The 22,769-nt window shown below is 74.4% G+C and carries 19 protein-coding genes; 11 read left to right on the top strand and 8 right to left on the bottom strand.

The window, feature by feature from the left end:
- Positions 1-18 precede the first annotated feature (18 nt).
- The 3 genes from BKA00_RS23155 to BKA00_RS23145 form a co-directional block, all read right to left on the bottom strand.
- On the bottom strand, positions 19-1,674 hold the full coding sequence (locus BKA00_RS23155; RefSeq protein ID WP_185028215.1) for a phospho-sugar mutase: 1,656 nt from the start codon (positions 1,672-1,674) through the stop codon (positions 19-21).
- On the bottom strand, positions 1,671-2,471 hold the full coding sequence (locus BKA00_RS23150) for a purine-nucleoside phosphorylase (protein ID WP_185028213.1): 801 nt from the start codon (positions 2,469-2,471) through the stop codon (positions 1,671-1,673). The genes BKA00_RS23155 and BKA00_RS23150 overlap by 4 nt, the downstream gene beginning before the upstream one ends.
- 75 nt (positions 2,472-2,546) lie before the next feature.
- Entirely contained in the window at positions 2,547-2,999 is a 453-nt protein-coding gene (locus BKA00_RS23145; protein ID WP_185028212.1) for a gamma-glutamylcyclotransferase family protein, read from the bottom strand.
- 157 nt (positions 3,000-3,156) lie between these two features.
- Here BKA00_RS23145 and BKA00_RS23140 point away from each other — a divergent pair, with 157 nt between their 5' ends.
- Positions 3,157-4,542, top strand: a complete 1,386-nt coding sequence (locus BKA00_RS23140) for an NAD(P)H-quinone dehydrogenase (RefSeq protein WP_185028210.1) — start codon at positions 3,157-3,159, stop codon at positions 4,540-4,542.
- A 71-nt stretch (positions 4,543-4,613) separates the two neighbouring features.
- Here BKA00_RS23140 and BKA00_RS23135 read toward each other — a convergent pair whose 3' ends face one another.
- Together BKA00_RS23135 and BKA00_RS23130 are read right to left on the bottom strand one after the other, a co-directional pair.
- Positions 4,614-6,032, bottom strand: coding sequence for a hypothetical protein (locus BKA00_RS23135; protein WP_185028208.1), 1,419 nt, complete (start codon positions 6,030-6,032; stop codon positions 4,614-4,616).
- A gap of 141 nt (positions 6,033-6,173) precedes the next feature.
- Entirely contained in the window at positions 6,174-7,940 is a 1,767-nt protein-coding gene (locus tag BKA00_RS23130; RefSeq protein ID WP_185028206.1) for an acetyl/propionyl/methylcrotonyl-CoA carboxylase subunit alpha, read from the bottom strand.
- A gap of 206 nt (positions 7,941-8,146) precedes the next feature.
- On the opposite strand from BKA00_RS23130, the gene BKA00_RS23125 reads away from it, so the two are divergent.
- The 4 genes from BKA00_RS23125 (at position 8,147) to BKA00_RS23110 (ending at position 10,725) form a co-directional block, all read left to right on the top strand.
- Positions 8,147-9,184 carry an SPFH domain-containing protein gene (locus BKA00_RS23125; RefSeq protein ID WP_230298904.1) on the top strand — a complete coding sequence of 346 codons (1,038 nt, stop codon included), beginning with the start codon at positions 8,147-8,149 and terminating at the stop codon, positions 9,182-9,184.
- A gap of 41 nt (positions 9,185-9,225) precedes the next feature.
- The gene (locus BKA00_RS23120) at positions 9,226-9,555 is read left to right on the top strand and encodes a hypothetical protein (RefSeq protein WP_185028204.1); all 330 of its coding nucleotides are present in this window, start codon (positions 9,226-9,228) and stop codon (positions 9,553-9,555) included.
- A 75-nt stretch (positions 9,556-9,630) separates the two neighbouring features.
- Positions 9,631-10,179 carry a hypothetical protein gene (locus BKA00_RS23115; RefSeq protein ID WP_185028202.1) on the top strand — a complete coding sequence of 183 codons (549 nt, stop codon included), beginning with the start codon at positions 9,631-9,633 and terminating at the stop codon, positions 10,177-10,179.
- A gap of 276 nt (positions 10,180-10,455) precedes the next feature.
- Positions 10,456-10,725: a WXG100 family type VII secretion target gene (locus BKA00_RS23110; protein ID WP_089314806.1), complete on the top strand. Its 270-nt coding sequence runs from the start codon at positions 10,456-10,458 to the stop codon at positions 10,723-10,725.
- A gap of 148 nt (positions 10,726-10,873) precedes the next feature.
- Here the strand turns inward: BKA00_RS23110 and BKA00_RS23105 are convergent, their stop codons facing one another.
- The 3 genes from BKA00_RS23105 to BKA00_RS39990 form a co-directional block, all read right to left on the bottom strand.
- Entirely contained in the window at positions 10,874-15,397 is a 4,524-nt protein-coding gene (locus BKA00_RS23105) for an FtsK/SpoIIIE domain-containing protein (RefSeq protein WP_185028200.1), read from the bottom strand.
- 35 nt (positions 15,398-15,432) lie between these two features.
- Entirely contained in the window at positions 15,433-16,374 is a 942-nt protein-coding gene (locus BKA00_RS23100) for an NAD-dependent epimerase/dehydratase family protein (protein ID WP_185028198.1), read from the bottom strand.
- Between the two features lie 78 nt (positions 16,375-16,452).
- A complete protein-coding gene (locus tag BKA00_RS39990; protein WP_268248225.1) occupies positions 16,453-16,578 on the bottom strand; it encodes a hypothetical protein in 126 nt (41 codons plus the stop codon).
- A 177-nt stretch (positions 16,579-16,755) separates the two neighbouring features.
- Here BKA00_RS39990 and BKA00_RS23095 point away from each other — a divergent pair, with 177 nt between their 5' ends.
- The 6 genes from BKA00_RS23095 to BKA00_RS23070 all read left to right on the top strand — a co-directional run bounded on the left by BKA00_RS23095 (position 16,756) and on the right by BKA00_RS23070 (position 22,728).
- Positions 16,756-17,472 carry a TetR/AcrR family transcriptional regulator gene (locus BKA00_RS23095; protein ID WP_185028196.1) on the top strand — a complete coding sequence of 239 codons (717 nt, stop codon included), beginning with the start codon at positions 16,756-16,758 and terminating at the stop codon, positions 17,470-17,472.
- Between the two features lie 226 nt (positions 17,473-17,698).
- Positions 17,699-18,586: a CpaB family protein gene (locus BKA00_RS23090; RefSeq protein WP_185028194.1), complete on the top strand. Its 888-nt coding sequence runs from the start codon at positions 17,699-17,701 to the stop codon at positions 18,584-18,586.
- A gap of 2 nt (positions 18,587-18,588) precedes the next feature.
- Positions 18,589-19,554: a hypothetical protein gene (locus BKA00_RS23085; protein WP_230298903.1), complete on the top strand. Its 966-nt coding sequence runs from the start codon at positions 18,589-18,591 to the stop codon at positions 19,552-19,554.
- A complete protein-coding gene (locus tag BKA00_RS23080) occupies positions 19,555-20,856 on the top strand; it encodes a TadA family conjugal transfer-associated ATPase (protein WP_185028192.1) in 1,302 nt (433 codons plus the stop codon). It begins immediately after the preceding gene.
- Between the two features lie 19 nt (positions 20,857-20,875).
- Positions 20,876-21,814, top strand: coding sequence for a type II secretion system F family protein (locus BKA00_RS23075; RefSeq protein ID WP_185028190.1), 939 nt, complete (start codon positions 20,876-20,878; stop codon positions 21,812-21,814).
- Complete coding sequence (locus BKA00_RS23070) at positions 21,811-22,728, top strand: type II secretion system F family protein (RefSeq protein ID WP_185028188.1); 918 nt, start codon at positions 21,811-21,813, stop codon at positions 22,726-22,728. The genes BKA00_RS23075 and BKA00_RS23070 overlap by 4 nt, the downstream gene beginning before the upstream one ends.
- The last annotated feature ends 41 nt before the right edge of the window (positions 22,729-22,769 follow it).

Raw genomic sequence — 22,769 nt, 5'->3', positions numbered from 1 at the left:
CGCCGGCCGAGGGGCCGGTCAGCCGAGGGCCGCGGACACGTCCGCGCGCAAAGCCTCCAGGTCGGCGGCGGCGCGCGCGCGGACCTCGGCGACGTCCCCGTCCACCGGGAGGACGACCTCCAGGTAGCACTTCAGCTTCGGCTCCGTCCCCGACGGGCGCACGACCACCCGCGAGCCCCCGGCCAGGCGGAACCGCAGCCCGTCGGTGGGCGGCAGGTCCCCGGTGGGCAGGGCGAGGTCGTCGAAGGACTCCACGCGCCGCCCGCCGAGCTCGCGCGGGGGATCGGAGCGCAGCCGGGCCATCGCCGCGGTGATCAGCGAAAGGTCCTCCACCCTGACCGACAGCTGGGACGTCGCGTGCAGCCCGTACCGGCGGGCCTGCGCGTCCAGCAGGTCGAGGAGCGTGCGGCCGTCGCGCCTGGCGTCGGCCGCGAGCGCGGCTAGGGCGAGCGCGGCGCCGATGCCGTCCTTGTCGTTGACGAGCACGCCCCGGTCGTCGCCGACGCTGTACCCGAGGGCCTCCTCGTAGCCGAACACCAGCCGGTCGGGTCCCCCGTGGGGGGACGGCCCCCCGGGGGCCCCGCCCGCCTTCATGATCCACTTGAATCCGGTGAGCGTCTCGGCGAACCGGACGCGGTGCGCGGCGGCGATCGAGCGCAGCAGCGAGGACGACACGATCGTCGTCGCGACCAGGCGGTCGTCGCCGGTGGTGTGCCGCAGCACGTGCTCGGCCAGCAGCCCGCCGACCTCGTCCCCGGTGAGGGCCCGCCAGCCGGACGGGCCCGGGACGGCGACGGCGCAGCGGTCGGCGTCCGGATCGTTCGCGATCACCAGGTCGGCGCCGCGGGCCTCGGCGAGGCCGAGCGCCAGGTCGAGCGCGCCCGGCTCCTCCGGGTTGGGAAAGTCGACGGTCGGGAAGTCCGGGTCGGGCTCGGCCTGCTCCGGGACGACGGCCGGCGCGGGGAACCCGGCGCGCTCGAACGCGGTGAGCAGGACGTCGCGTCCCACGCCGTGCAGGGGCGTGTAGACGATCGACACGTCCCGGTCGCCGCCGAGGCGCAGGGACGACACCGCGTCCAGGTACAGGCCGGCGCCCTCGTGGACGGGCCACCCCTCGCCGAGGGGGAGCTCGTCGACGCGGCCGACGGCGTCGATCGCGGCGGAGATCTCCGCGTCCGTCGGCGGGACGATCTGCGCCCCGTCCGCCCAGTACACCTTGTAGCCGTTGTCGCGCGGCGGGTTGTGGCTGGCCGTGACCATGACGCCCGCCACGACGTCGTCGAACGCCCGGGTGAAGTGCGCGAGGACCGGCGTCGGGACGGGGTCCGCGAACACCTCGGGACGCAGCCCCGCCCCGCTCAGCACGGCCGCGGTGTCGGCGGCGAACCGCCGGGAGCCGTGCCGCGCGTCGAACCCGATGATCACCCGGCCGCCGGCGGGCAGCCGGGCGGCCAGTCCGGCGGCGGCGCGCATGACCGTCACCCGGTTCATCCGGTTCGGCCCGGCGCCGAGCTCGCCGCGCAGCCCGGCCGTCCCGAACTCCAGCCGGGTCCCGAACCGGGCGGCGAGGGCCGCCTCGTCGCCCGCGTCGAGGATCGCCCGCAGTTCGGCGCGCGTCCGCGGGTCCGGGTCCTGCTCGAGCCACTCCTCGGCCCGCGCGCGCAGGTCGCTCACAGCTTCGCCAGGACGGTGGCGAGCAGGGTGCCCATGCGGCCGGCCGACGCGCGTCCCGCCGCGAGGACCTCCTCGTGGTCGAGCGGCTCGTCCGACAGCCCCGCCGCGATGTTGGTGACGAGGGAGATGCCGAGCACCTCCGCGCCGCCCTGGCGGGCCGCGATCGTCTCCAGCACGGTCGACATGCCGATCATGTCGGCGCCCAGCGTGCGCAGCATGCGGATCTCGGCGGGCGTCTCGTAGGTCGGCCCGCGGAACGCCGCGTAGACGCCCTCCGGCAGGGTCGGGTCGGCCTCCTTGGCCAGGGCCCGCAGGCGCCCCGAGTAGGCCTCGGTCAGGTCCAGGAACGTCGCGCCGGTCAGCGGGTTCGCGCCGGACAGGTTCAGGTGGTCGGAGATCAGCACCGGGTCGCCCACCCGCTGGTGCTCGGGCCGCAGCCCGCCCGCCGCGTTCGTGAGCACCATCGTCTTGACGCCCGCGGCGAGCGCCGTCCGGACGCCGTGCACGACCGAGTCGACGCCGCGCCCCTCGTACAGGTGCGTGCGGCCGAGGAACACCAGCGCGTTGCGCCCGCCGATCTCCACGGCCCGGATCCGCCCGGCGTGGCCCTCCACGGCCGGCGGCGCGAACCCGGGCAGCTCGGCCACCGTCAGCTCGGCGGCGGGCTCGCCCAGCCTGTCGGCCGCCGGGACCCACCCGGACCCCATGACGAGGGCGACGTCGAAGGAGTCGATGGACGTGCGGGAACGCAGCTCGTCCGCGGCGTCCCGTGCGAGTGCAAAAGCGTCGTTGCTCACGTTGCCGACACTACCGCCGCGCCGCCCGGCCGCCGCCCGGCCGCCGCCCGGCCGCCGCGCGGCCGCCGCCGCCGGTCAGTCGCCCAGCGACTTGCAGGGGCGTGTGCGCAGGTCCTTGACGTAGTCGTCGGGCGCGCCGGCCTTCTCGGCCGCGTCGGCGAGGATGCCGAGGTAGCGCGCGGACGGCAGCCCGCCCTCGTAGTCGTCCAGGACGTACATCCAGCACAGCGCGTCGCCGTCGAGCGTCTGCACCCGCACCCTGATCTTGCGGTAGACGTTGAGCGCGGCGCCCTCCCAGGCGTCGAGCTCCTTCTCGTCCCAGTCGGGCACGTCGTAGATGACGACGAAGACCTGCTCGGAGTCGTCCTCGACGACCGTCGCGAGGGCCCCGTCCCAGCCTTTGTCCTGCCCGCCGAAGGTCAGGCGCCAGCCGGCGAGCCAGCCGGTGCCGCGCATGGGCGAGTGGGGAGCCCGGCCGGCCATCTGCTCGGGGTCCATGTTGGAGGCGTACGCCGCGTACTGAGCCACGGGGGGAAGGCTACGCCACGCCGGGGGCGGGGGTGTGGCTGTTGGGGTGTGCGATGGAACGCGCCACACCGGTTGATGGGCCACTCCGGGGTTGTTGCAGGAAGAAAGGGTCCGGAGCGGGACTTTTCACTGCCGTGAGTAGGAAACAATGGAAGATGTGACCCGCATCGTGATCATCGGAGGAGGCCCGGGCGGTTACGAGGCCGCGCTCGTCGCGGCGCAGCTCGGCGCCGACGTGACCGTCGTCGAACGGGACGGTCCGGGCGGCGCGTGCGTGCTCACCGACTGCGTGCCCTCCAAGACGCTCATCGCCACCTCGACCCGCATCGCGGTCATGTCGGAGTCGGCCGGTCTCGGGCTGCGCTTCAACGGGGGCCCGGACGGGATCGTCGGCGCCCTCGAGGCCGACATGGCCACCGTCAACAAGCGCGTGAAGGACCTCGCCCGGGCCCAGTCCTTCGACGTCGCCGAACGGCTCGCCTACGAGGACGTGAAGATCGTCCGCGGTGAGGCGCGGCTGGTGGAGCCGCACGTCGTGGCGGTCGGCGACCGCCGCATCGACGCCGACATCGTGCTCATCGCGACCGGCGCGACGCCGCGCGTGCTGCCCGGCGCCGAGCCCGACGGCGAGCGCGTCCTGAACTGGCGCCAGCTCTACGACCTGCCGGAGCTGCCCGAGGAGCTGATCGTGGTCGGCTCCGGCGTGACGGGCGCCGAGCTCGCGGGCGCGTACCTGTCGCTCGGCTCGAAGGTGACGCTGGTCTCCTCGCGCGACCGGATCCTCCCGACGGAGGACGCCGACGCCGCGGCCGTCCTGCAGGACGTGTTCCTGCGGCGCGGCATGAACGTCATGTCGCGGTCGCGGGCGGCGGCCGTGGAGCGGTCGGGCGACGGCGTGATCGTCACCCTGGAGGACGGGACGAAGGTCGAGGGCACGCACTGCCTGATGACCGTGGGCATGGTCCCGAACACCCGGGGCATCGGCCTGGAGGAGGTCGGCGTGCGGTGCGACGCGCGCGGCTTCGTCGAGGTCGACAAGGTGTCGCGGACGTCCGTCCCGCACATCTACGCCTCCGGCGACTGCACGGGCGTGCTCATGCTGGCGTCCGTCGCCGGCATGCAGGGGCGCATCGCGATGTGGCACGCGCTGGGCGAGGCCGTGCAGCCGCTGAAGCTCGGCTGGGTCTCCTCCAACATCTTCACCGACCCCGAGGTCGCGTCGGTCGGGGTGACGCAGCACATGGTCGACTCCGGGGACGTCAACGCCCGGACGGTCATGCTGCCGCTGTTCACGAACGCGCGCGCCAAGATGCAGGGCTTCGAGGACGGCTTCGTGAAGCTGTTCTGCCGCCCGTCCACGGGAATCGTGCTCGGCGGCGTCATCGTGGCGCCGCGGGCCAGCGAGCTGATCCTGGGCGTGTCGATCGCCGTCCAGCAGCACCTCACCGTCGACCAGGTGGCGCACACGTTCGCGGTCTACCCGTCGCTGTCGGGCAGCATCACCGAGGCGTCCCGCCGGCTGATGGCCGAGCACGCCTACTAGCGGCGTGCCCGGCCGGGCCGTCCGGAGATCCGGCTAGAAGCAGCGCGGGGCGACGGGGACAGGAGCGCCCCTCAGAAGCCGCCGAAGTCGCCGCCTCCGCCGAAGTCGCCGCCACCGCCCCCGAAGTCGCCTCCGCCGAAGTCCCAGCCTCCGCCGACGTCGCCGTCGCCTCCGCCGAAGCCTCCGCCGAAGCCGCCGCCCCACATCGAGCCGAGCGCGGTGCCGATCAGCATGCCGCTGAGCAGGTCGACCCCGCCGTAGCCGTAGTAGTAGCCGCCCGCGTAGGGCGCGTACGCGGGACCGGCGTTCCAGTAGGGCTGCCGCCCCCCGCCGACCGGGACCATGCGGACGTCCGGGTCGCCCCCGCGCAGGACGGCCTCCGCGTCGGCCGCGCACGCCGGGACGGAGCGGGCGACGCCGCCGGGCGGCGCCCACGTCACGTCCTGGACGGACGGCCCGTGCTGCGGGTTGAAGAAGCAGGGCGCGCGCCGCTCGGGCACCGGGTCGCCGTCGAGCCGGGCGCGCGTCGCGGTCATGTAGTAGCGGCCGTCCTCCAGCGCGGTCGCGACCTCCTGCATGTCCTGCGGCCGGGCGGCGCGCTCGGTCGCGGACTTGGCGCGGTCGTAGGAGTTCATCGCGCGCTCGTAGTCGGCGCGGGTGTCGGGATCGAGGGCGCTGTCCATGACGTTCAGGTCGAGGCGGGCGATGTCCTCGCCGAGGAGCGTCACGTCCTCCTGCACGCCGGCCTTGAGGTCGGCCATCTCGCGGGCCGCCCGCTCCCGCCGCCTCCTCCGGGCGTTGAGCATGACGCCCGTGATCGCGGCCACCACGAGCACGAGCACGCCGAGCAGCACGTACCCGATCGTCGCGCTGGACCTGGAGTCGCTGTCCACCTTCTTCTCGGCGAGGCCGCCGAACTGGATCAGCCGCTGCTTCAGCGGCGCGCCCTCGGTGCGGGTGACCAGCTGGTTGATCTCCGCGCGGTCCAGCTTCTTGGAGATCGCGCCCATCCGGGCGCCGTCGGCGGTGACCGCGACGTAGGTCTGGCTCTTGCCGACGCGCTCGGCCACGGCCGGGAGCAGCTGCCGGACCTCGGCCCCCGTGACGTCGTTGCGGACGACGACGGCGCGGATGTCGGCGTCGCTGTCGCCGCCGAGGGACGTCTCGATCTCGTTCCGGTCGGCGGGGGTCAGCGGGTTCCCGGCGCCGCTCGTCACGTACAGCCGCGAGTCGATCAGGCCCTTGGCGATCTGGCCGACGGTGTCGTCCGCCGCCGCCCGCGGAGCCGCGGCCCGCACGGACGCGGCCTGCGCGGCGGTTCCCGAAGTCGTGGCGGTTACCGATGTCGTGGCGGTCGCGCGCGCGGCGGCCTCCGACGAGGCGGCGCCCGCCGGGGCGGCCAGGGCGAACGCCGGGGCGGCGACGACGGCGATGATCGCCGCGGCGGCGCCCCCGCGAGCCGCCCGGACGGCCCGGTTCTCGGTGCTCATGCTTCCAGTCTGCCCACGTGGACGCGCCGTTACGTCCTTCGCGGGACGGATTTGCGCATTCCCGGCATGGGCACCGCACCCATGCCCTCCAGGGACCCGGTGCGCCGGGTCCCTGGAGGGGGCGCGGCCCGGCGGCCGCGGTCAGGAGTCCTTGATCTCGCAGATCACCGCGCCCGCGGAGACGGTCTGGCCCACCTCGGCGGACAGCCCGGTGAGCGTCCCCGCCTTGTGCGCGGTGAGCGGCTGCTCCATCTTCATGGCCTCCAGGACCACGATGGTGTCGCCGGCCGCCACGGTCGCGCCCTCCTCGACGAGGAGTTTGACGATGGTGCCCTGCATCGGGCTGACCAGGGAGTCACCGGACGCCTGCGCGGCGCCGCCCTTCTTGGCTCCGCGCCGCCTGGCGGGCGCCGCCCTGTCCGCGGCGGGGGCGGCGGAGGCGCCGAGCCCGGCGGGCAGGACGACCTCGATGCGGCGGCCGCCGACCTCCACGGTGACGCGCTCGCGCTCGCCCTCGTCCTCCTCGCCCGCGTGGGGACCCTCATACGGCGCGATCCGGTTGTCGAACTCCGTCTCGATCCACCGGGTGTGGACGCTGAACGGGGTCTCGTCGTCGGCCGGGACGAACGCCGGGTCGTCCAGCACCGCCCGGTGGAACGGCAGGACGGTCGGCATGCCGTCGATGGCGAACTCGGAGAGCGCGCGGCGGGACCGCTCGACGGCCTGCCGCCGCGTCGCGCCCGTCACGATCAGCTTGGCGATGAGGGAGTCGAACTCCTGCGGGACGGTCTGCCCGGCCTCGTAGCCGGCGTCCAGCCGGACGCCGGGGCCCGTCGGGGGGTGCCAGGCCGTCAGGGTGCCGACGGCGGGAAGGAACCCGCGGCCGGCGTCCTCGGCGTTCAGCCGGAACTCGATCGAGTGGCCGCGCAGCTCGGGGTCGCCGTAGCCGATCTCCTCGCCGTCGGCGACGCGGAACATCTCGCGGACGAGGTCGACGCCGGCGACCTCCTCGGTGACGGGGTGCTCGACCTGGAGGCGCGTGTTGACCTCCAGGAACGAGATGGTCTCGTCCTGGCCGACGAGGAACTCGCACGTGCCGGCGCCGACGTACCCGGCCTCTTTCAGGATCGCCTTGGAGGAGGAGTACAGCAGCTCCAGCTGCTCTTCCGACAGGTACGGCGCGGGCGCCTCCTCGACGAGCTTCTGGTGGCGCCGCTGGAGCGAGCAGTCGCGGGTGGATACCACGACCACGTTGCCGTGCTTGTCGGCCAGGCACTGCGTCTCGACGTGCCGGGGCTTGTCGAGGTAGCGCTCGACGAAGCACTCGCCGCGCCCGAAGGCGCCCACGGCCTCGCGGACGGCCGACTCGTAGAGCTCGGGCACCTCCTCCAGCGTCCGGGCGACCTTCAGGCCGCGCCCGCCGCCGCCGAACGCGGCCTTGATCGCGATGGGCAGGCCGTGCTCGCGCGCGAACGCGACGACCTCGTCCGCGCCCGAGACCGGGTCGGCGGTGCCGGCGACCAGCGGCGCGCCGACCCGCTGGGCGATGTGCCGGGCCTGCACCTTGTCGCCGAGCGCGGTGATCGCGGCGGGCGGCGGACCGATCCAGGTCAGCCCCGCGTTCTGCACCGCCGCGGCGAAGTCGGCGTTCTCCGCCAGGAATCCGTAGCCGGGGTGGACGGCGTCGGCGCCCGACTCCGAGGCGATCTTCAGCAGCTTGTCGATGTCCAGGTAGCTCTCGGCCGCCGTCCGCCCGCCCAGGGCGAACGCCTCGTCGGCGACCCGAACGTGCAGCGCCTCCAGATCGGGCTCGGCGTACACCGCCACACTGGCCAGCCCCGCGTCGCGGCAGGCACGGGCGATACGGACCGCGATCTCGCCGCGGTTGGCGATCAGGACTTTGCGCACGTGGGTCTCCTCCTTCAACCTCGCAGGCAGTCTAGATAACCCCGATCCCAGGTTTTCGTAAGCCCCTCCTTATTGGGGGCGAGGTCCCGGATAGCGGGAGGAGTCACGAGAAACCGCTACCCCCGCGGGGATCCCGGCGGGGCTCCGCTCCGTCTCATCGAGGAACCCCGTGGCACGACCCCCGTGCGGGTTCGAGAGGAGCCATCGTGGCCGAGAAGAAGACGTCCGCCGCCAGGGAGACCGGTGCGTCCCGGCGCTCCGGGGTGAGGGCGCCCAGCCGGCGCACCGCCATCGTCGCCGCCGTGCTGCTGGTCATCGTGGGATGGCCGGTGCTGAGCGCGCTGTTCGGCGGCTTCGAGCGCACCGGCGGCGGCGAGATCGCCGTCGTCCGCAACGGCGGGTTCTTCGACAACAACAGGATCCGGCAGGTCATCGACCCCGGATCCGGCCGCGTCTGGGTCGGGCTCTATTCGCAGGTCCACAAGTACCCCGCCCAGCAGCGCTTCTACACGATCACCTCGGACGCCGGGAAGGGCGACGAGTCCGGCGTGGACGTCGTCACCGTGCCGAGCTCGGACGGCGTCAACATGGGCATCGAGGGGACGCTGTACTTCACGCTCAACCAGGACCACAAGGCCCTCAGGCAGTTCGACGACAAGTACGGAACCCGCAAGTTCCGCAGCGCGGGCGGCGACACCTACAACGTCTACGACGGCGACAAGGGATGGTCGGCGTTCCTCGACCAGATCGTCCGGCCGGTGATAGACAACGACCTTCGCAGCCAGATCAACAGCTTCCGCTGCGCCGAGCTCGTCTCCTCCTGCGCCCTCGTGCAGAACTCCTCCGCGCCGAGGAACGTCCAGACCGCGGGGCAGCAGGCGCAGAGCAACAACGGGAACATCGCCAAGGTGCAGACCGCGATCAACACGAGCCTGGCCGCGGACCTGGAGCAGACGCTCGGCGGCAAGTTCGTCACCAACATCCACTTCAACCTGGTGCGGATCACGCTGCCGTCCAAGGTGCAGGACGCGGTGGACCGCGCGCAGGCCGCGTTCGCGCAGATCAGCGAGGCCCAGGCGAAGGTCGCCTCGGCCAAGGCGGAGGCCGCGGCCAACAAGGCCCGCCAGGACGGCTACAACAAATGCCCGACGTGCGCGAGGATCGAGGAGCTGAAGGCCCTCCCGCAGGGCATCACGGTCTACGCGCCCGGCAACCCGAACGGCTCGCTCCTGCGGGGCAGGTAGGCGCCGGGCGGCGCCGGACACGGACGGCGAGGGAGGCGGTCGTGCGGTTCCTGATCGTTCTGGTGGCGCTGGCGGTGGCGGCCGCGGTGGTCGTCCTGCTGCTCTACGGGCTCCTCGACCGGTCGTCGCGGGGCCGGGCGCGGCTGGAGGGCGGCGCCCGGTGGGAGACGCACACCGAGTCGACCGGCGGCGTCACCGCGGTCGTCGTCCGGCGGGTCTCCCGCGGCGGCGCCGGGGACGTGCTCGCGGAGATCGGCCGCCAGACGGTCGCCACCATCCCGGACGGCGATCCGCTATGGGAGGAGCGCTACCACGAGGCGATGGCGCGGGCCCGCTCGCGCGTCGCCGCGCTGGAGAGCGAAGCGGACTGAACCGGCGCTCCTCCCGGGTCCCGGCCGTGTAATGTCGGCCCGGACCCACCAGCCTTTGATCAGCGGGAGAGGCCGATGGTTCGCCCGTTGCCCCGGGCCGGACTGGCGGTCGTGCTGGCCGCCTGCCTGCTGGCGCCCTCGTCCGGCGTGCGAGGGCAGACCCCTGCGGTGGAGGACTACCTCACCCGCCAGCTCACCGTCGCCGCGAACTCCTACCTGGAGCGCCGCTCCCAGGCCCTCGTCCAGAAGGACGGCCGCGACCGCGCCGCCCCCACGGAGGTGCTCGGCGTGCGGATCTCCCCGTCGCTCGTGCGGTCGCAGGAGAGGGCCGTCCGGGAGCTGGAGACCCGCAACCGCGCCCCCGTCGAGGGCGGTCCCGCCTACACCGGCGCCCGCACCCGCCTGGACGGGGGCCGTGCCGTCCGCACGGGGGACCGCATCACGCTGGAGGCGGTGGAGCACACCGAGATGCGCTACGGCACCGGGGGCCGCGGGAAGGTCACCCAGTCGGTGCGGCGCCGGTTCGAGTTCCGCGCGTCCGGCGAGCAGATCACCATGGTCGGCGAGCGCGTCCTGGACCCCGGGGCGCACCCGGTGAACGACCCGCTCGGGGAGAGCCGCTGACGCGCCGATTTCCCTTTCCCGCGGCGATCTTCCATTCACGCGCGGAAACAGCTCTGAAACTCTCTTGACAGGCAGTAATTATGCTCGTCACAAGCCATCCGGACCCGGCGTCGCTGGCCACATCCGGACAGGCCGGGATGGTGGGAATGTGGCCGTTTCGACGGGAGATCCGCAGGGGCCCGCTGGCTGGATGTGATCGGTGGGGCGTAGGCTGGCGCCATTCCTGCGGTAGCGGCTGGAAACGTTCCAACGATCAGCGAGGAAAGGGCCGGGGCGATGGGTGACAAGCGCGGCGCCAACCTGGGCGAGCTAGAGGAACTGTCCCGCATCTTCAGCAAGCACTCCCGCAACCTCGACGCCCTCATCAAGGACCTCAACGGCCGCACCGTGAGCAGCAGCGCGGCGTGGTGGGGCCCCGGCGCCGACCGCTTCCGCGCCTCCTGGGCCGAGGCCAAGACCGCCTTCGACAAGATGGCCGTCGCCCTCGAACAGGGCAGCCAGGACATCCGCAGGTCCCAGCAGAACATCGAGGCCGCCACGCGCTGAGCCTCCGCGAGCCGCGGGTCCCGGCCCATCCCCCCGAGGCCGGGACCCGCCTTTTTCTTCGCCCGGTGCTCTCTGGCCGGATCTCTTCGGCCGGTGCGGTCGGCCCAGGCTCCTCGCCGGGCCTCTCCCCGGCGGAGGCCGGTCGCGATCAGTCGGCGCTGACCGGAGGGGGAAGCGCCACCTGGATCCGGGTGGTGGAGCCCGCGGCCACGAACAGGCCGCGCCCCGTGGGCCCGCCCAGCGGCGCGTTGCGGGGCAGGCGCAGGCCGAACAGGTCGCCGTCGTCCGGCGAGTCCACCGACAGCAGGACGCCCGACCGGGAGCGCCTCGTGTCGGACAGGAAGCCCCGGTAGCCGCGGCCCAGGTCGTCGGTGGTGCCGCCGATGACGACGGCGTGCTCCCCGTCGCGGGCGGTGCGCAGGACGCCGCTCAGGGCCTCGTCCAGCTCGGTCTCGTCCAGGAGTTCGGCGTCGTCCACGACCACGGCGAAGCGGTGCTCGTCGCCGATCGCGCGTTCCAGGTCGCCGGCGTCGGCGTCGGAGGTGAGCACGCCGAGCACGCCGGGCCTCCCCGCCAGCAGGCGGAGCGGGGACCGGCGCGGGGTGACCAGGACGACCGGGACGAGCCCGCCGCCGACCGCGGGGTCGAGCAGCGACTGGACGATCGTCCGCAGCGTCGTCGAGCGGCCCGAGCGGGGCGGCCCGGCGACGGCGAACCCCGGGCCCTCGTGGAGAAGGTCGATCCCGACCGGCGCGAGCGTGTCGCCGCCGACGCCGACCAGCGCCCACAGCGCCGACGGGGCCAGGAACTCCGGGTCGAGCGACATCGCCTCCCGGTAGGTGACGCGGACGGGCAGCTCGTCCACGTGCAGGGGGCCCCGGCGGCGCGGCAGCCGGCCGTAGCGGGACACGCAGCTCCGGGCGATCTCCTGGAGGGCCGCGACCTGGGCCGCGCCGGACGCGTCGTCCCCGAGGAGCGCGATCTGCGACTCGCGGGGCGGTGCGCCGGGCCCGGCGGGCTCCAGGGCGCGTCCGGGCGGCATCTCGGCGGGGATCTGCCGGTCCTGGAGGCCGCCGTACCCGTAGTCGTTCGGGTCGGCCATGCGCAGGATGAGGCGGCGGTCGAAGACGGTGGAGACCTGGCCGCCGAGACCGGAGCGGTCGCCGGTGAACACCGCGCGCAGGCCGGCCGCGGCGCCCTCGCGCAGCAGCCGGACGACCTGGTCCACCAGGCGCCCGTAGTCGTAGTGCTCGAACGCGCCGAGGAAGCCCTCCCAGCGGTCCAGGAGCAGGACCATCCACGGGAGGCGGTCGGTGGCGGCGACGGCGGCGCGCTGCTCGGCGAGCGAGGAGAACCCCGCCTCGGCGAGCACCTGCTGGCGGCGGGCGACCTCGGCGGTGAGCGCGGTGAGGAGGCGCTCGCAGCGGTCGAGCTGGTCGCGGGTCACGACGGCGCCGCAGTGCGGCAGGGAGACCAGCGGGAGCAGAGCGTTCGCGCCGCAGTCGATGGCGTACAGGTGCGCGTCGTAGGGGGAGCAGGCGCCCGCGAGGGACCCGGCGATCGTGCGCAGCGCCGTGGAGCGGCCCGACTGCGCGGACCCGGCGATGTAGAGGTGGCCGCCGGCCGCGAGGTCGAGCGTCAGCTCCTCGCGGGACTGGACGGCGGGCAGGTCGGTGACGCCGAACGGGACCGGCGGGACGTCCACGACCGAGCCGCCCGCGGCGGTGCGGGGCGCCAGCGAGACCCGCTCGGGCAGCGGGCTCAGCCACGGCGACGGCTGCCGGGCGATCCCGGCGCGGCGGGCGGCCTCGTCGACCGCCTGGACGAGCACGCCGAGGTCGGTGGCGAGCACGGCGTCGTCGCCCGCCTCGCGCGGCGCGGGCAGCGGATGGCCGAGGCCCTGCCACGGCAGCGGGTGGACGGTCGGGCCGCCGGACCTGGTTCCGGCCCCGGGGCGGCGGCCCCCGATCCGCGCCGACTGGACGGCCTGCGGCGACGACACCCCGGAGCGGACGTAGCAGCGCCCGGGCGTGGACTTGGAGATCTGCGCCGCGTCCGGGGAGTCCAGGACGTCTGCGGACTCGTCGGGGTCGGTGACGCGCAGGGCGACGCGCAGGTTGGTGTTGGCGCGGATGTCGGCGGTGACGACCCCGGCGGGGCGCTGCGTGGCGAGGATCAGGTGGACGCCGAGGGAGCGGCCCCGGCGGCCGATGTCGACCAGCCCGGCGACGAAGTCGGGCAGCTCGGTGACCATGGCGGCGAACTCGTCGATGACCAGGACGAGCCGCGGCATGGCCGGCAGCGCCGGATCGGCGGGGCGCAGGTCGTCGTAGTCGTCGACGTCCTTGGCGCCCGCGCCGAGCAGGATCTCCTCGCGGCGGCGGAGCTCGGCGGCCAGCGACTCCAGGGCGCGCTCGGTGGCGTGGCCGTCCAGGTCGGTGACCATGCCGACGGTGTGGGGGAGGTTCGCGCAGTCCTTGAACGCCGCGCCGCCCTTGTAGTCGATGAGGACGAACGTCATCTCGTCGGGGCGGTTCGCCACGGCGAGCGAGGCGATGAGGGTCTGGAGCAGCTCCGACTTGCCCGCGCCCGTGGTCCCGGCGATGAGGCCGTGGGGGCCGTCCGCGCGCAGGTCGATCTCGTAGCGGCCGCCCGAGGCGACGCCGATGGGGACGCGGGTCGTCCGGCCGCCCGTCCTGTTCCACGACTGGAGGACGTGCTCGGCGGTGGGCTCGGGCATGCCGAGGACGTCCAGAAGGCGCACGTCGCCCGGGAGCGAGTCCTCGGCGTCCTCGCGTGACACGTCCCGGACGGGGGCGAGCGCGCGCGCCACCCGGTCGGTCCAGGTCGCGGAGACCTGGTCGGCGAGGACGGGGCCCACGGCGTCCAGGCCCTGCCCCTGGAGCAGCATCGTCGAGTGACGCTGCGTGTCCCAGGCGGCGACGGCGCTGCACTCCTCGGGGAGCATCCGCTCCTCGTCGTCCACGCAGATGGCGTAGATCCCGTACTCGGCGCCGCGCGACAGCAGCATCGGCATCCCCGGGATGCGGCGCAGCGCGCGGGCACCGTCCAGGACGATCAGGATGTTGTACGGCGCGGCGCCGGGGGGCCGGGCGCCCTGCCCGAAGAACGAATTCTCGGCCTGCGCGGCCCGCCGCCGCTCGGTCACCCGGATCGCCAGTTCGGTGACGCGGTGCGCCGCCGACTCGGGGTCGGTGCCGACGAGGGCCACGCAGTCCTCGCCCTCGCGCGGCGCGCAGTGCGGCAGCCAGCGCACCCAGTTCCACTCGTGCCCGGCGTTCTGGTCGGCGGACAGCACGACGATGGCCAGGTCGCGGGGGCTGTGCAGCGCGGCGGCCTGCGCGACCATCCAGCGGGCCAGGGCGCGCGACGCGTGCCGGGGTCCGGTCAGCCCGATGACGCCGAGGTCGGTGAGGGGCAGCACGACCGGGACCTGCCGGGCCTTCGGGACCCGGAGCGCGGCCCCGCCGGAGGACGGCCCCTCCCGCCCCGCCTGCTCGCCGCCGGGATCTCCCGCCGGGACGGCGTCCCCGGTCAGCTCGATGCGGGCGGGCAGGTCGGCGAGGCCCACCCGCAGGTGGAGGACGTCGGGGTCGTCGCGGCGGCGTTCCCACAGGCGGCGCCGCGGGCCCGTGGCGGTGAGCAGGACCTCGGCGGGGTCGGGGTGCAGCGCGCGGCGCTCGGCCTCGTCCTCGCGGCGCAGCCGCTCCAGTTCGCCGTCGAACTCGCCCGCCCTGTGGTGGTACTCCTTCAGCGACCTCTTGTAGGACTTGCGGCCGTGCATCCGGTCGCCGAGCCACTCGCCGAGCGTCATCACGGGCCAGGCCAGCGCGAACAGCGCCCACCACCACTGGCCGAGCCCGAACGCCATGGCGAGCCCGAACGCCGAGAACAGCAGCGCGCCGAAGAGCCGGAGCCGCTCGCGCGGGTTGCGCTCGGGACGCTTCGGGACCTCCAGGGTCCGCGCCCGCCGCGGCCGGTTCAGCCGCGGCGGCCGGTTGAACGCGAGGCCGCCTTCCGGCAGCGGCTCCAGGTGGGTGTCGGGGGCGGCGCACGGCGCGAGGGCGAGCACGCTGGCCCCCACCGTCAGCAGCGCGCCCATCGGCCAGGCCGTCTTCGCGCCGAGGGGCGTCCCGTCCAGCACGACCGCCCCCTGCATCGTCAGGGCGGACGCCTCGACCTGGACGGAGGTGCGCTCGACCGTCAGCCGCAGGGACCGGGCGGGGACGGACGGGTCGTCCAGCACCACGTCGACGTCCTGCCCGGACCCGATCGTGCAGACGCCGAGCCCCAGCCGGTGCACGGACCCGGCGGCCGGGCCGCCGACGACGCGCACCTCGACCAGCCCGGTCGGCTCGGTGAGCACGGTCGCGGCCGCGCCGCGCCGCTCGACCGCGACGACGGCGCCGTCCCGCAGCTCCTTCACGGCGAGCGCCTGCGGGTCGAGCATCCGGCCGTCCATCCAGAGGGCCTTGCGCGCGCCCCTGGACAGCAGCGCGTCCTTGGAGAAGCGAGGCGCGGGGACGGCGGGGCGGCCGTCCAGCGTGGCGGCGAGCGTCTGGGCGACGCCGTCCACGGTGGCCTCCGCGTCGAGGTTGAGCACCACGTCGCGGGGGCCTCCGCCGGTCAGCGCCGTGAACGAGATCCGCATCCGAGCCCTCCGACGTCGGGACAACCGGGCCTAGCTTAATTACCCGCCCCCTCCGCCATCCGGGAAGCCGACACGACCGCCTTGAGGGCGTCGTCCAGCGGCGTCGGGGCCATCCCGAAAGTCGACTCGAAGGCCGAAGAGTCGAGGATGTAGGGCTTGTCGAACTGGTACCGGGTCTCCCGCAGCTCCCTGAGCATCGGGGAGAGGAGCCCGGCCGCGGTGAAGACCGCGCGGGGGACCTCGCTGATGCGCGGCGCCGGCGCCCCGGCGATCTCGCACAGCCGCTCCCCGACCTCGACCGTGGACACCGCCGGGCCGGTGGGGACGTGCCAGGGCCGTCCCCAGGCGCGCTCGTCCGTCCCGGCGATGGCGAGGGCCTGCGCGACGTCCGGCAGGTACGTCCACGCGTGCGGGACGGACGGGTCGCTGAAGTACAGGACGCGCTTGCCCGCCAGCAGCGGCCTCACGAACCGCGTCTCGCCGATGTACGCCTGGTCGGTGCTGCGCGGCCCGTAGTAGTCGGACCCGCGCAGCTCGGTGACCCTGGCGCGGCCCGCCTCGTGCGAGGCCAGGGCGTCCTTCCACATCTTCGCCCGCACCCGCCCCTTGGTGCCGGTCGCGGCGAGGGGCAGGTCCTCGGTGATCGGCCCGTCCACCGGCCCGTACCCGTAGAGGCAGCTCAGCGTCACGAGGACGGCCCCGGTGTCCTCGGCGGTCCCGAGGAGGGACGCGGCCATCGGCGGCCAGTCCCGCGCCCACCGGTGGTACTGCGGGTTGACGCAGTTGTAGAGCGCGTCGGCCCCCTTGGCGACGCGGGTGAGGCGGTCCCGGTCGGCGACGTCCGCCGCGATCCGCTCGACCCCGGCCGGGCCCGACCCGGACCGGGTCACGACGGCGACGTCGTGACCCCGCCCGGTCAGCAGTTCGGCGAGGTGCGTCCCGACCTGCCCGGCTCCGACGATCACGTGCTTGCCCATGGTTCTCTCCTGACGCTGGTGTGCGGCCCTGCGGATTCGTGCTCGGTGGTCTCGTGCTCGGTGGTCGCGCGGTCCGCCTCAGGCGGAGCCCTCGACGTGGTCCTTGAGGGCGGCGAGGCGGGCCTCGTGGCCCGCGCGGAGCTTGCGCTCCCCGTAGAACAGCCGGATCAGCGGGCCGTCGTGCAGGGTCGTGAGTCTTCGCATGGCCGGCTCCCTGGTCGGTGCTCCGTTATGAGAGCAATGCTCTCCGAAGAGAGCAGTGTTGTCAAGAGCGGTGCTCTCGCGATGGTGCGTCGCTCTTGGATGAGTACGGCGCTCTGCTAATCTGCGGGAAACCGGCGGAGCGAAGGGGCGCGGGAGACCGTCCCCGAGGAGGTGGGCATGAGCGCGGGGCAGACGGCGCGCGAGCGGGTCCGGGCGGAGCTGGTCCGGGAGATCACCGAGATCGCGAGGCGGCAGCTCGCCACCGACGGCGCCGCGGGGCTGTCGCTGCGCGCGGTCGCCCGCGAGATGGGCATGGTGTCGTCGGCGATCTACCGGTACTTCCCGAGCCGCGACGACCTGCTGACCGCGCTGATCATCGACGGCTACAACGCGGTCGGCGAGGCCGTCGAGCGCGCCGACGCCAGGGCCAGGGCCGGGGCCGGCGGCGCGGGGCACCACGGCGGACGCTGGCTCGCCGTGTGCCGGGCCGTCCGGGACTGGGCCCTCGCGCACCCGCACGAGTACGCGCTGCTCTACGGGTCGCCGGTGCCCGGCTACAAGGCTCCGGACGACACCGTCGCCGCCGCCCTGCGGGACACCCTCGTCATGGCGCGGATCGTCTCCGAGGCGCACGCGGCCGGCGCGCTCGACCCCGCGGGGCCGTGCCCGCCTCCGCCGCCCGCCATCGCCGACGACATGGCCCGCGCGCGCGCGATGCTCCCCATGGACGTCCCCGACGACGTCATGGCGCGGGCGTTCACCGCATGGGCTGCTTTGTACGGAACCGTCAGCTTCGAATTGTTCGGCCAGTACAACAACGTGATCGAGGAACGAACCGCCTATTTCGACTACACGATGACCCTGATGGCGCGCCTCGTCGGCCTGCGGCCGTGACCCGGCGGGCCCCGCGGGCCGTCCGGCCCGGGGGTCAGTGACGGATGTGACTGGTGGTAAGTAGCCATGTGATCCGTGAATTCGCAGGTCATCGCCTTCTGCTCGGATATGGGGCCGCCCGGCTCCCGCGAATCCATTGACGTGACCTCTCCGCCCCCGCGAGCATGGATCGCTCGACGACGCGGACTCCGGTGGGACGGGGCCGCGTCAGGGCGGAAAGGAGCGCGTGGGCAGCGCGATGAAGGCCAACCAGTCGACCATCTCCGGCGGCGGCGCGGCGGGCTCGTCCGGCGGGACGGGACTCGGCCGGTCGGGGCTCGGCACCTCGGGAGGGCAGCGGCTCCCCGCGTCCTCGCGCGAGCGCAGACCGGCGCTCGCCGCGCTGGCGGTGCTGCTGATCCTCGGCGGCGCCCTCGCCAGCGCCTACCTCGTGATGGCCAGCGGCGAGCGGGTGTCGGCGATCCGCATCGCCCAGCCCGTCGCGGCCGGGCAGCGGATCCCGGCGGGCGCCCTCGAAGAGGTGCAGATCGGCGACACCGGCATCCAGTACCTCAAGTGGTCCGAGCGGGCGAAGGTGAGCCGGTACTTCGCGGCCGTCCCGCTGGTGAAGGACGCGCTGCTGACCAACTCCATGATCAGCCCGGCCGACGCGCCCGCCAGCGGCCGGCTCGTCGTCGGGCTCGCGCTCAAGCCGGGCCAGATGCCGTCCGGCGACGTCTCCCGCGGCGCGCACGTCACCCTGTTCGCGGTCGGTGGCGGCACGGGCGGCGGGCCGCGCGCCGGGACCGTCCTCGCGCGGGACGCGGTCGTGCTGAACGTCGGGTCCGGGGACGGCGGCGGCCCGACGCGCCTGCGGTCCGAGCAGACGAGCGTCGACGTCGCCGTGCTCCCGGCCGACGCGGCGCGGGTGACGCAGGCGGCCTCCGCCGGGACGGTCGCGCTCGCGCTGATCCCGCCCGGCACGAACGTCTCGGTGCCGCCCGCGGCGCCCGAGGGGCCGGACGGCGGCAACGCCGTCCAGCCCGTCCCCGGGAACGGCACTCCCGGAGCCGGCACCCCCGGAGCCGGCACCCCCGGAGCCGGCACCCCGGGCCCAGGCACGGGCGGTAACTGACGGTGGCACTCATCGCGCTGGCGGCCGACAAGGGGGCGCCGGGCGTCACGACCGCGGCGGTCGCGCTCGGCGCCGTGTGGCCGCGCCCCGTGCTCGTCGCCGAATGCGACCAGGCGGGCGGCGACCTGGTCTACCGGCTGCCCTCCGCCCAGTCGGACGGCGACGCCGACGGCGGCATGCTCAACCCCTCGCGCGGGCTGCTCAGCCTCGCCGCCACGGCCCGCCGCGGCCTGCGCCCCGACCAGGTCGCCGAGCACTGCCAGCGGCTCGACGGCGGCCTCGACGTGCTCGTCGGCGTCACCAACGCCGAGCAGGCGCACGCGATGACGTGGCTGTGGGGCCCGCTCGGCCGGGCGTTCGCCGGCCTCGCCCCCGTCGACGTGATCGCCGACTGCGGGCGGCTCGGCGCGGCCAGCCCGCTGCTCGACCTGATGCACGAGGCCGACCTCGTCGTCCTGCTCACCAGGGCCACCCTGGAGCAGGTCGCCCACCTGCGCGAGCGCGTCGCCGCGCTGACCGCGGAGCTGCGCGGCGGGCCGCCCGTGGGCGTGCTGGTGCTCGCCGACCCGCGCGACTTCCGCGGCTCCATCGCCGAGGTCGACCGGATCCTCGCGGGGGTGCGCGGCCGCGCCTCCGACGCCGCGCAGGGCCCCCCGCCGCCGGACGTCACCGTCCTCGGCGGCCTGGCCCTCGACCCGAAGGGCGCCGACCTGCTGTCCGGCAGCTGGGGCGGGCGGCTGGACCGCTCGCTGCTCATCCGGTCGGCGCGCGAGGTCGCCGCCGACCTGACCGGACGCCTGCCCGCCGCGGCCCCCGCCGTGCCTCCTCCCGGGCACCCCGGTGCGCCTCCCGCGCGCGAGGACGTCCCGCTCCCTCCCGGGCCGGCCGAGCAGCCGCCGCAGGGGCCGCCGCCGCGGCGGGCGCCGCACGTGCCCGCGGGCGGCGGGCACGAGGAGGGGAGGCGCTAGATGGACCACGCTCTGGTCAAACGTCTCCGCCAGGAGGTCGGCGACCGGCTGGCCCGGCAGCGCCGGCTGGACGCCGCCAACGGGCTGCCGTCGATGTCCGGGGAGGACGAGCGGCAGTTCGCCCGCGCCCTGATCGGCCAGGTGCTGGAGGAGTTCGCGCGCGGCGAGATCACCTCGGGGCGCCGGCCGCCGAACGCCGAAGAGGAGGAGGCCCTCGCCGCCGGCGTGCATGCCGCCCTGTTCGGCGTCGGCCGGCTCCAGCCGCTGCTGGAGGACCCCGAGATCGAGAACATCGACATCAACGGCTGCGACCGCGTGTTCCTCGGTTTCGCCGACGGCCGCGAGGCGATGGGCGAGCCCGTCGCCGAGAGCGACGAGGAGCTGGTCGAGCTGATCCAGATCCTCGCCGCCTACAGCGGGCTGTCCTCGCGCCCGTTCGACACCGCGAACCCGCAGCTGGACCTGCGCCTCCCGGACGGGTCGCGGCTGTCGGCGGTGATGGACGTGACCGTCCGCCCCGCGCTGTCGATCCGCCGCGCCCGCCTCGGCAAGGTGTTCCTCGCCGACCTGGTCGGCAACGGCACGATCACGCAGGAGGTCGGGCAGTTCTTCCGCGCCGCCGTGCACGCCCGCAAGAACATCATGATCGCGGGTGCGACCAACGCGGGGAAGACGACGCTGCTGCGCGCCGTCGCCAACGAGATCCCGCCGCACGAGCGGCTGATCACCGTCGAGCGCGCCCTCGAACTCGGCCTCGACGCGTTCCCCGAGCTGCACCCGAACTGCGTCGCCTTCGAGCAGCGGCTGCCGAACTCCGAGGGCCAGGGCGCGATCTCGATGGCCGAGCTGGTCCGCCGGTCGCTGCGGATGAACCCGTCCCGTGTGATCGTCGGCGAGGTGCTCGGCGACGAGATCGTCACGATGCTGAACGCGATGACGCAGGGCAACGACGGGTCCCTGTCGACGATCCACGCCAACTCCTCGGCGGAGGTCTTCAACCGCGTCGCCACGTACGCGATCCAGGCGGAGGAACGGCTGCCCGTCGAGGCGACCCACATGCTGATCGCGGGCGCGATCGACTTCGTCGTGTTCATCGAGAAGCGCAACGAGTACGCCTCCGGCGGGCGGCTGCGCCGCTACGTGGCCAGCGTCCGGGAGGTCACCGGCGTGGACGGGCGCGTGCTGTCCTCGGAGATCTTCGCGCTCGGACCGGCCGGATACGCCGTCCCCGCCGCCCCGATCGCGTGCGTCGCCGACCTCGTCGAGCACGGCTACGACCCGTCCGCCGGAGGCGCCTGGTGACGCGCGGGGGTGACGCCTGATGTTCGCGCCGGACGTGATGCTCGCCGTCGTCACCGGCGCCGCGGTCGGCGGCGGCCTCCTCCTGCTGGTCGTCGCGATGCGCGGGCTGCCGCCGCGCCGCGGGCCCGCCCGCGGCCGCAGCCGGGAGGACCTGGTCCGCACCCTCACCACCCGCACCGCCCTCGCCGTCATCATCGGCACCGTCGTGCTGATCGTGACGCGCTGGCCGATCGCCGCCGGCGGCACCGCCGCGCTCGTCCTCGCCTGGAACGGCCTGGCGGGCGGCGCCGCCGAGGAGCGCAAGGGCATGGCGCGGCTGGAGGCCCTCGCCGCGTGGACGGAGTCGCTCCGCGACACCATCGCCGGCGCCGTCGGGCTGGAGCAGGCCATCCCCGCCTCCCAGCGCGCCGCCGCGCCCGCCCTCCAGCAGCCGCTGCGCAACCTCGTCGACCGGCTGCACACCCGCGTCCCGATGCCGGAGGCGCTGCGCCGCTTCGCCGACGACCTGGACGACCCGTCCGCCGACCTGGTCATCGCCGCCCTCATCCTGAACGCCAAGCTGCGCGGCCCCGGCCTGCGCGACATGCTGGGCGCCCTCGCCGACTCGGCCCGCGCCGAGCTGGACATGCGCCGCCGCGTGGAGGCCGACCGCCGCGCGACCCGGCGCAGCGTCCGGATCGTCGTCGCCGTCTCCGTCGGGACGGCCCTGGCGCTCGCCGTGTTCAACCACTCCTACGTCGAGCCGTACGACGACGTGCTCGGGCAGCTCGTCCTGTGCATCGTCGTCGCCCTGTACGGCGCCGCGTTCCTGTGGCTGCGCCGCCTGTCGCGGTACGAGATGCCCGGACGCTTCCTCAGCGAGCCGCGCGGGGCCGCCCAGCCGGGCGTGCCCGGCGAGGTGCCGAGCACCGTCGCGGGCTGGCAGGGCCGGACGGCCGAGGGCGGTGGCGCCCCGTGAACGCCGCGATGATCGCCGGAGCCGTCGTCGGCTTCGGCGTGTACGTGCTCTTCCGGGCGCTGTTCCCCTCGCGTCCGGGTCTCGCCGCGCGGATGGCGGCGCTCGACGCCGCCCGCCGCCGCGACCTGGAGCAGCAGCGGGCCGGGACGGCCTCGCCGGGGCTGGAGCGGGTCGGCGGGACGCGGGCGAAGATCGGACGGGAGCTGGCGCACTTCTGCGAGGCGCGCGGCTGGCGGCTGCGGTCGGTCCGCGCCGACCTGGCGATCACCGAGCGGTCGCTGGAGGCGTTCCTGGCCACCAAGTTCCTGCTGCCCGCCGCCGCGCTGCTGTTCATCCCGCTGATCGTCGCCTACTTCACGCTGCTCGGGCTCGGCTCGTCGGTCGCCGTCCCGGTGTGGATCTGCGTGCTGTTCGCCGGCCTGTTCTTCTTCTTCCCCGACATGCAGCTCCGGCAGGAGGCGCAGTCGCGCCGGCAGGACTTCCGGCACGTCGTCGGCGCCTTCCTCGACCTGGTCTCGATGAACCTCGCGGGCGGCCGCGGCGTCCCCGAGGCGCTGATGACCGCCTCGAACGTGGGCGAGGGCTGGGCCATGCACCGCATCCGCGACGCCCTGTCCAACGCCCGCATCACCGGCCAGACCCCCTGGCAGGCGCTCGGCGGGCTCGGCGAGGAGGTCGACATCGCCGAGCTGCGCGACCTCGCGGGCGCGCTCGCGCTGGTGTCCGACGACGGCGCCCAGGTCCGCAAGTCCCTCGCCGCCCGCGCCGCGACGATGCGCAGCCGCGAGCTGTCGGAGCTGGAGGGCAAGGCGGGCGAGCGCTCCCAGTCGATGCTCATCGCGCAGCTGTTCCTGTGCGCCGGCTTCCTGATCTTCCTCGCCTATCCGGCGCTGATGCGGGTGCTGGCCTCATGACCCCGAACCGTCCCCGACCCGTTCCCCGGCAACGCCCCCTG

The sequence above is a fragment of the Actinomadura coerulea genome (assembly GCF_014208105.1).
In the GTDB taxonomy this organism is placed as follows: Bacteria; Actinomycetota; Actinomycetes; order Streptosporangiales; family Streptosporangiaceae; genus Spirillospora; species Spirillospora coerulea.
The sequence above is the reverse complement of the archived record's forward strand: the minus strand, read 5'-3'. Positions and strand labels throughout refer to the sequence as shown.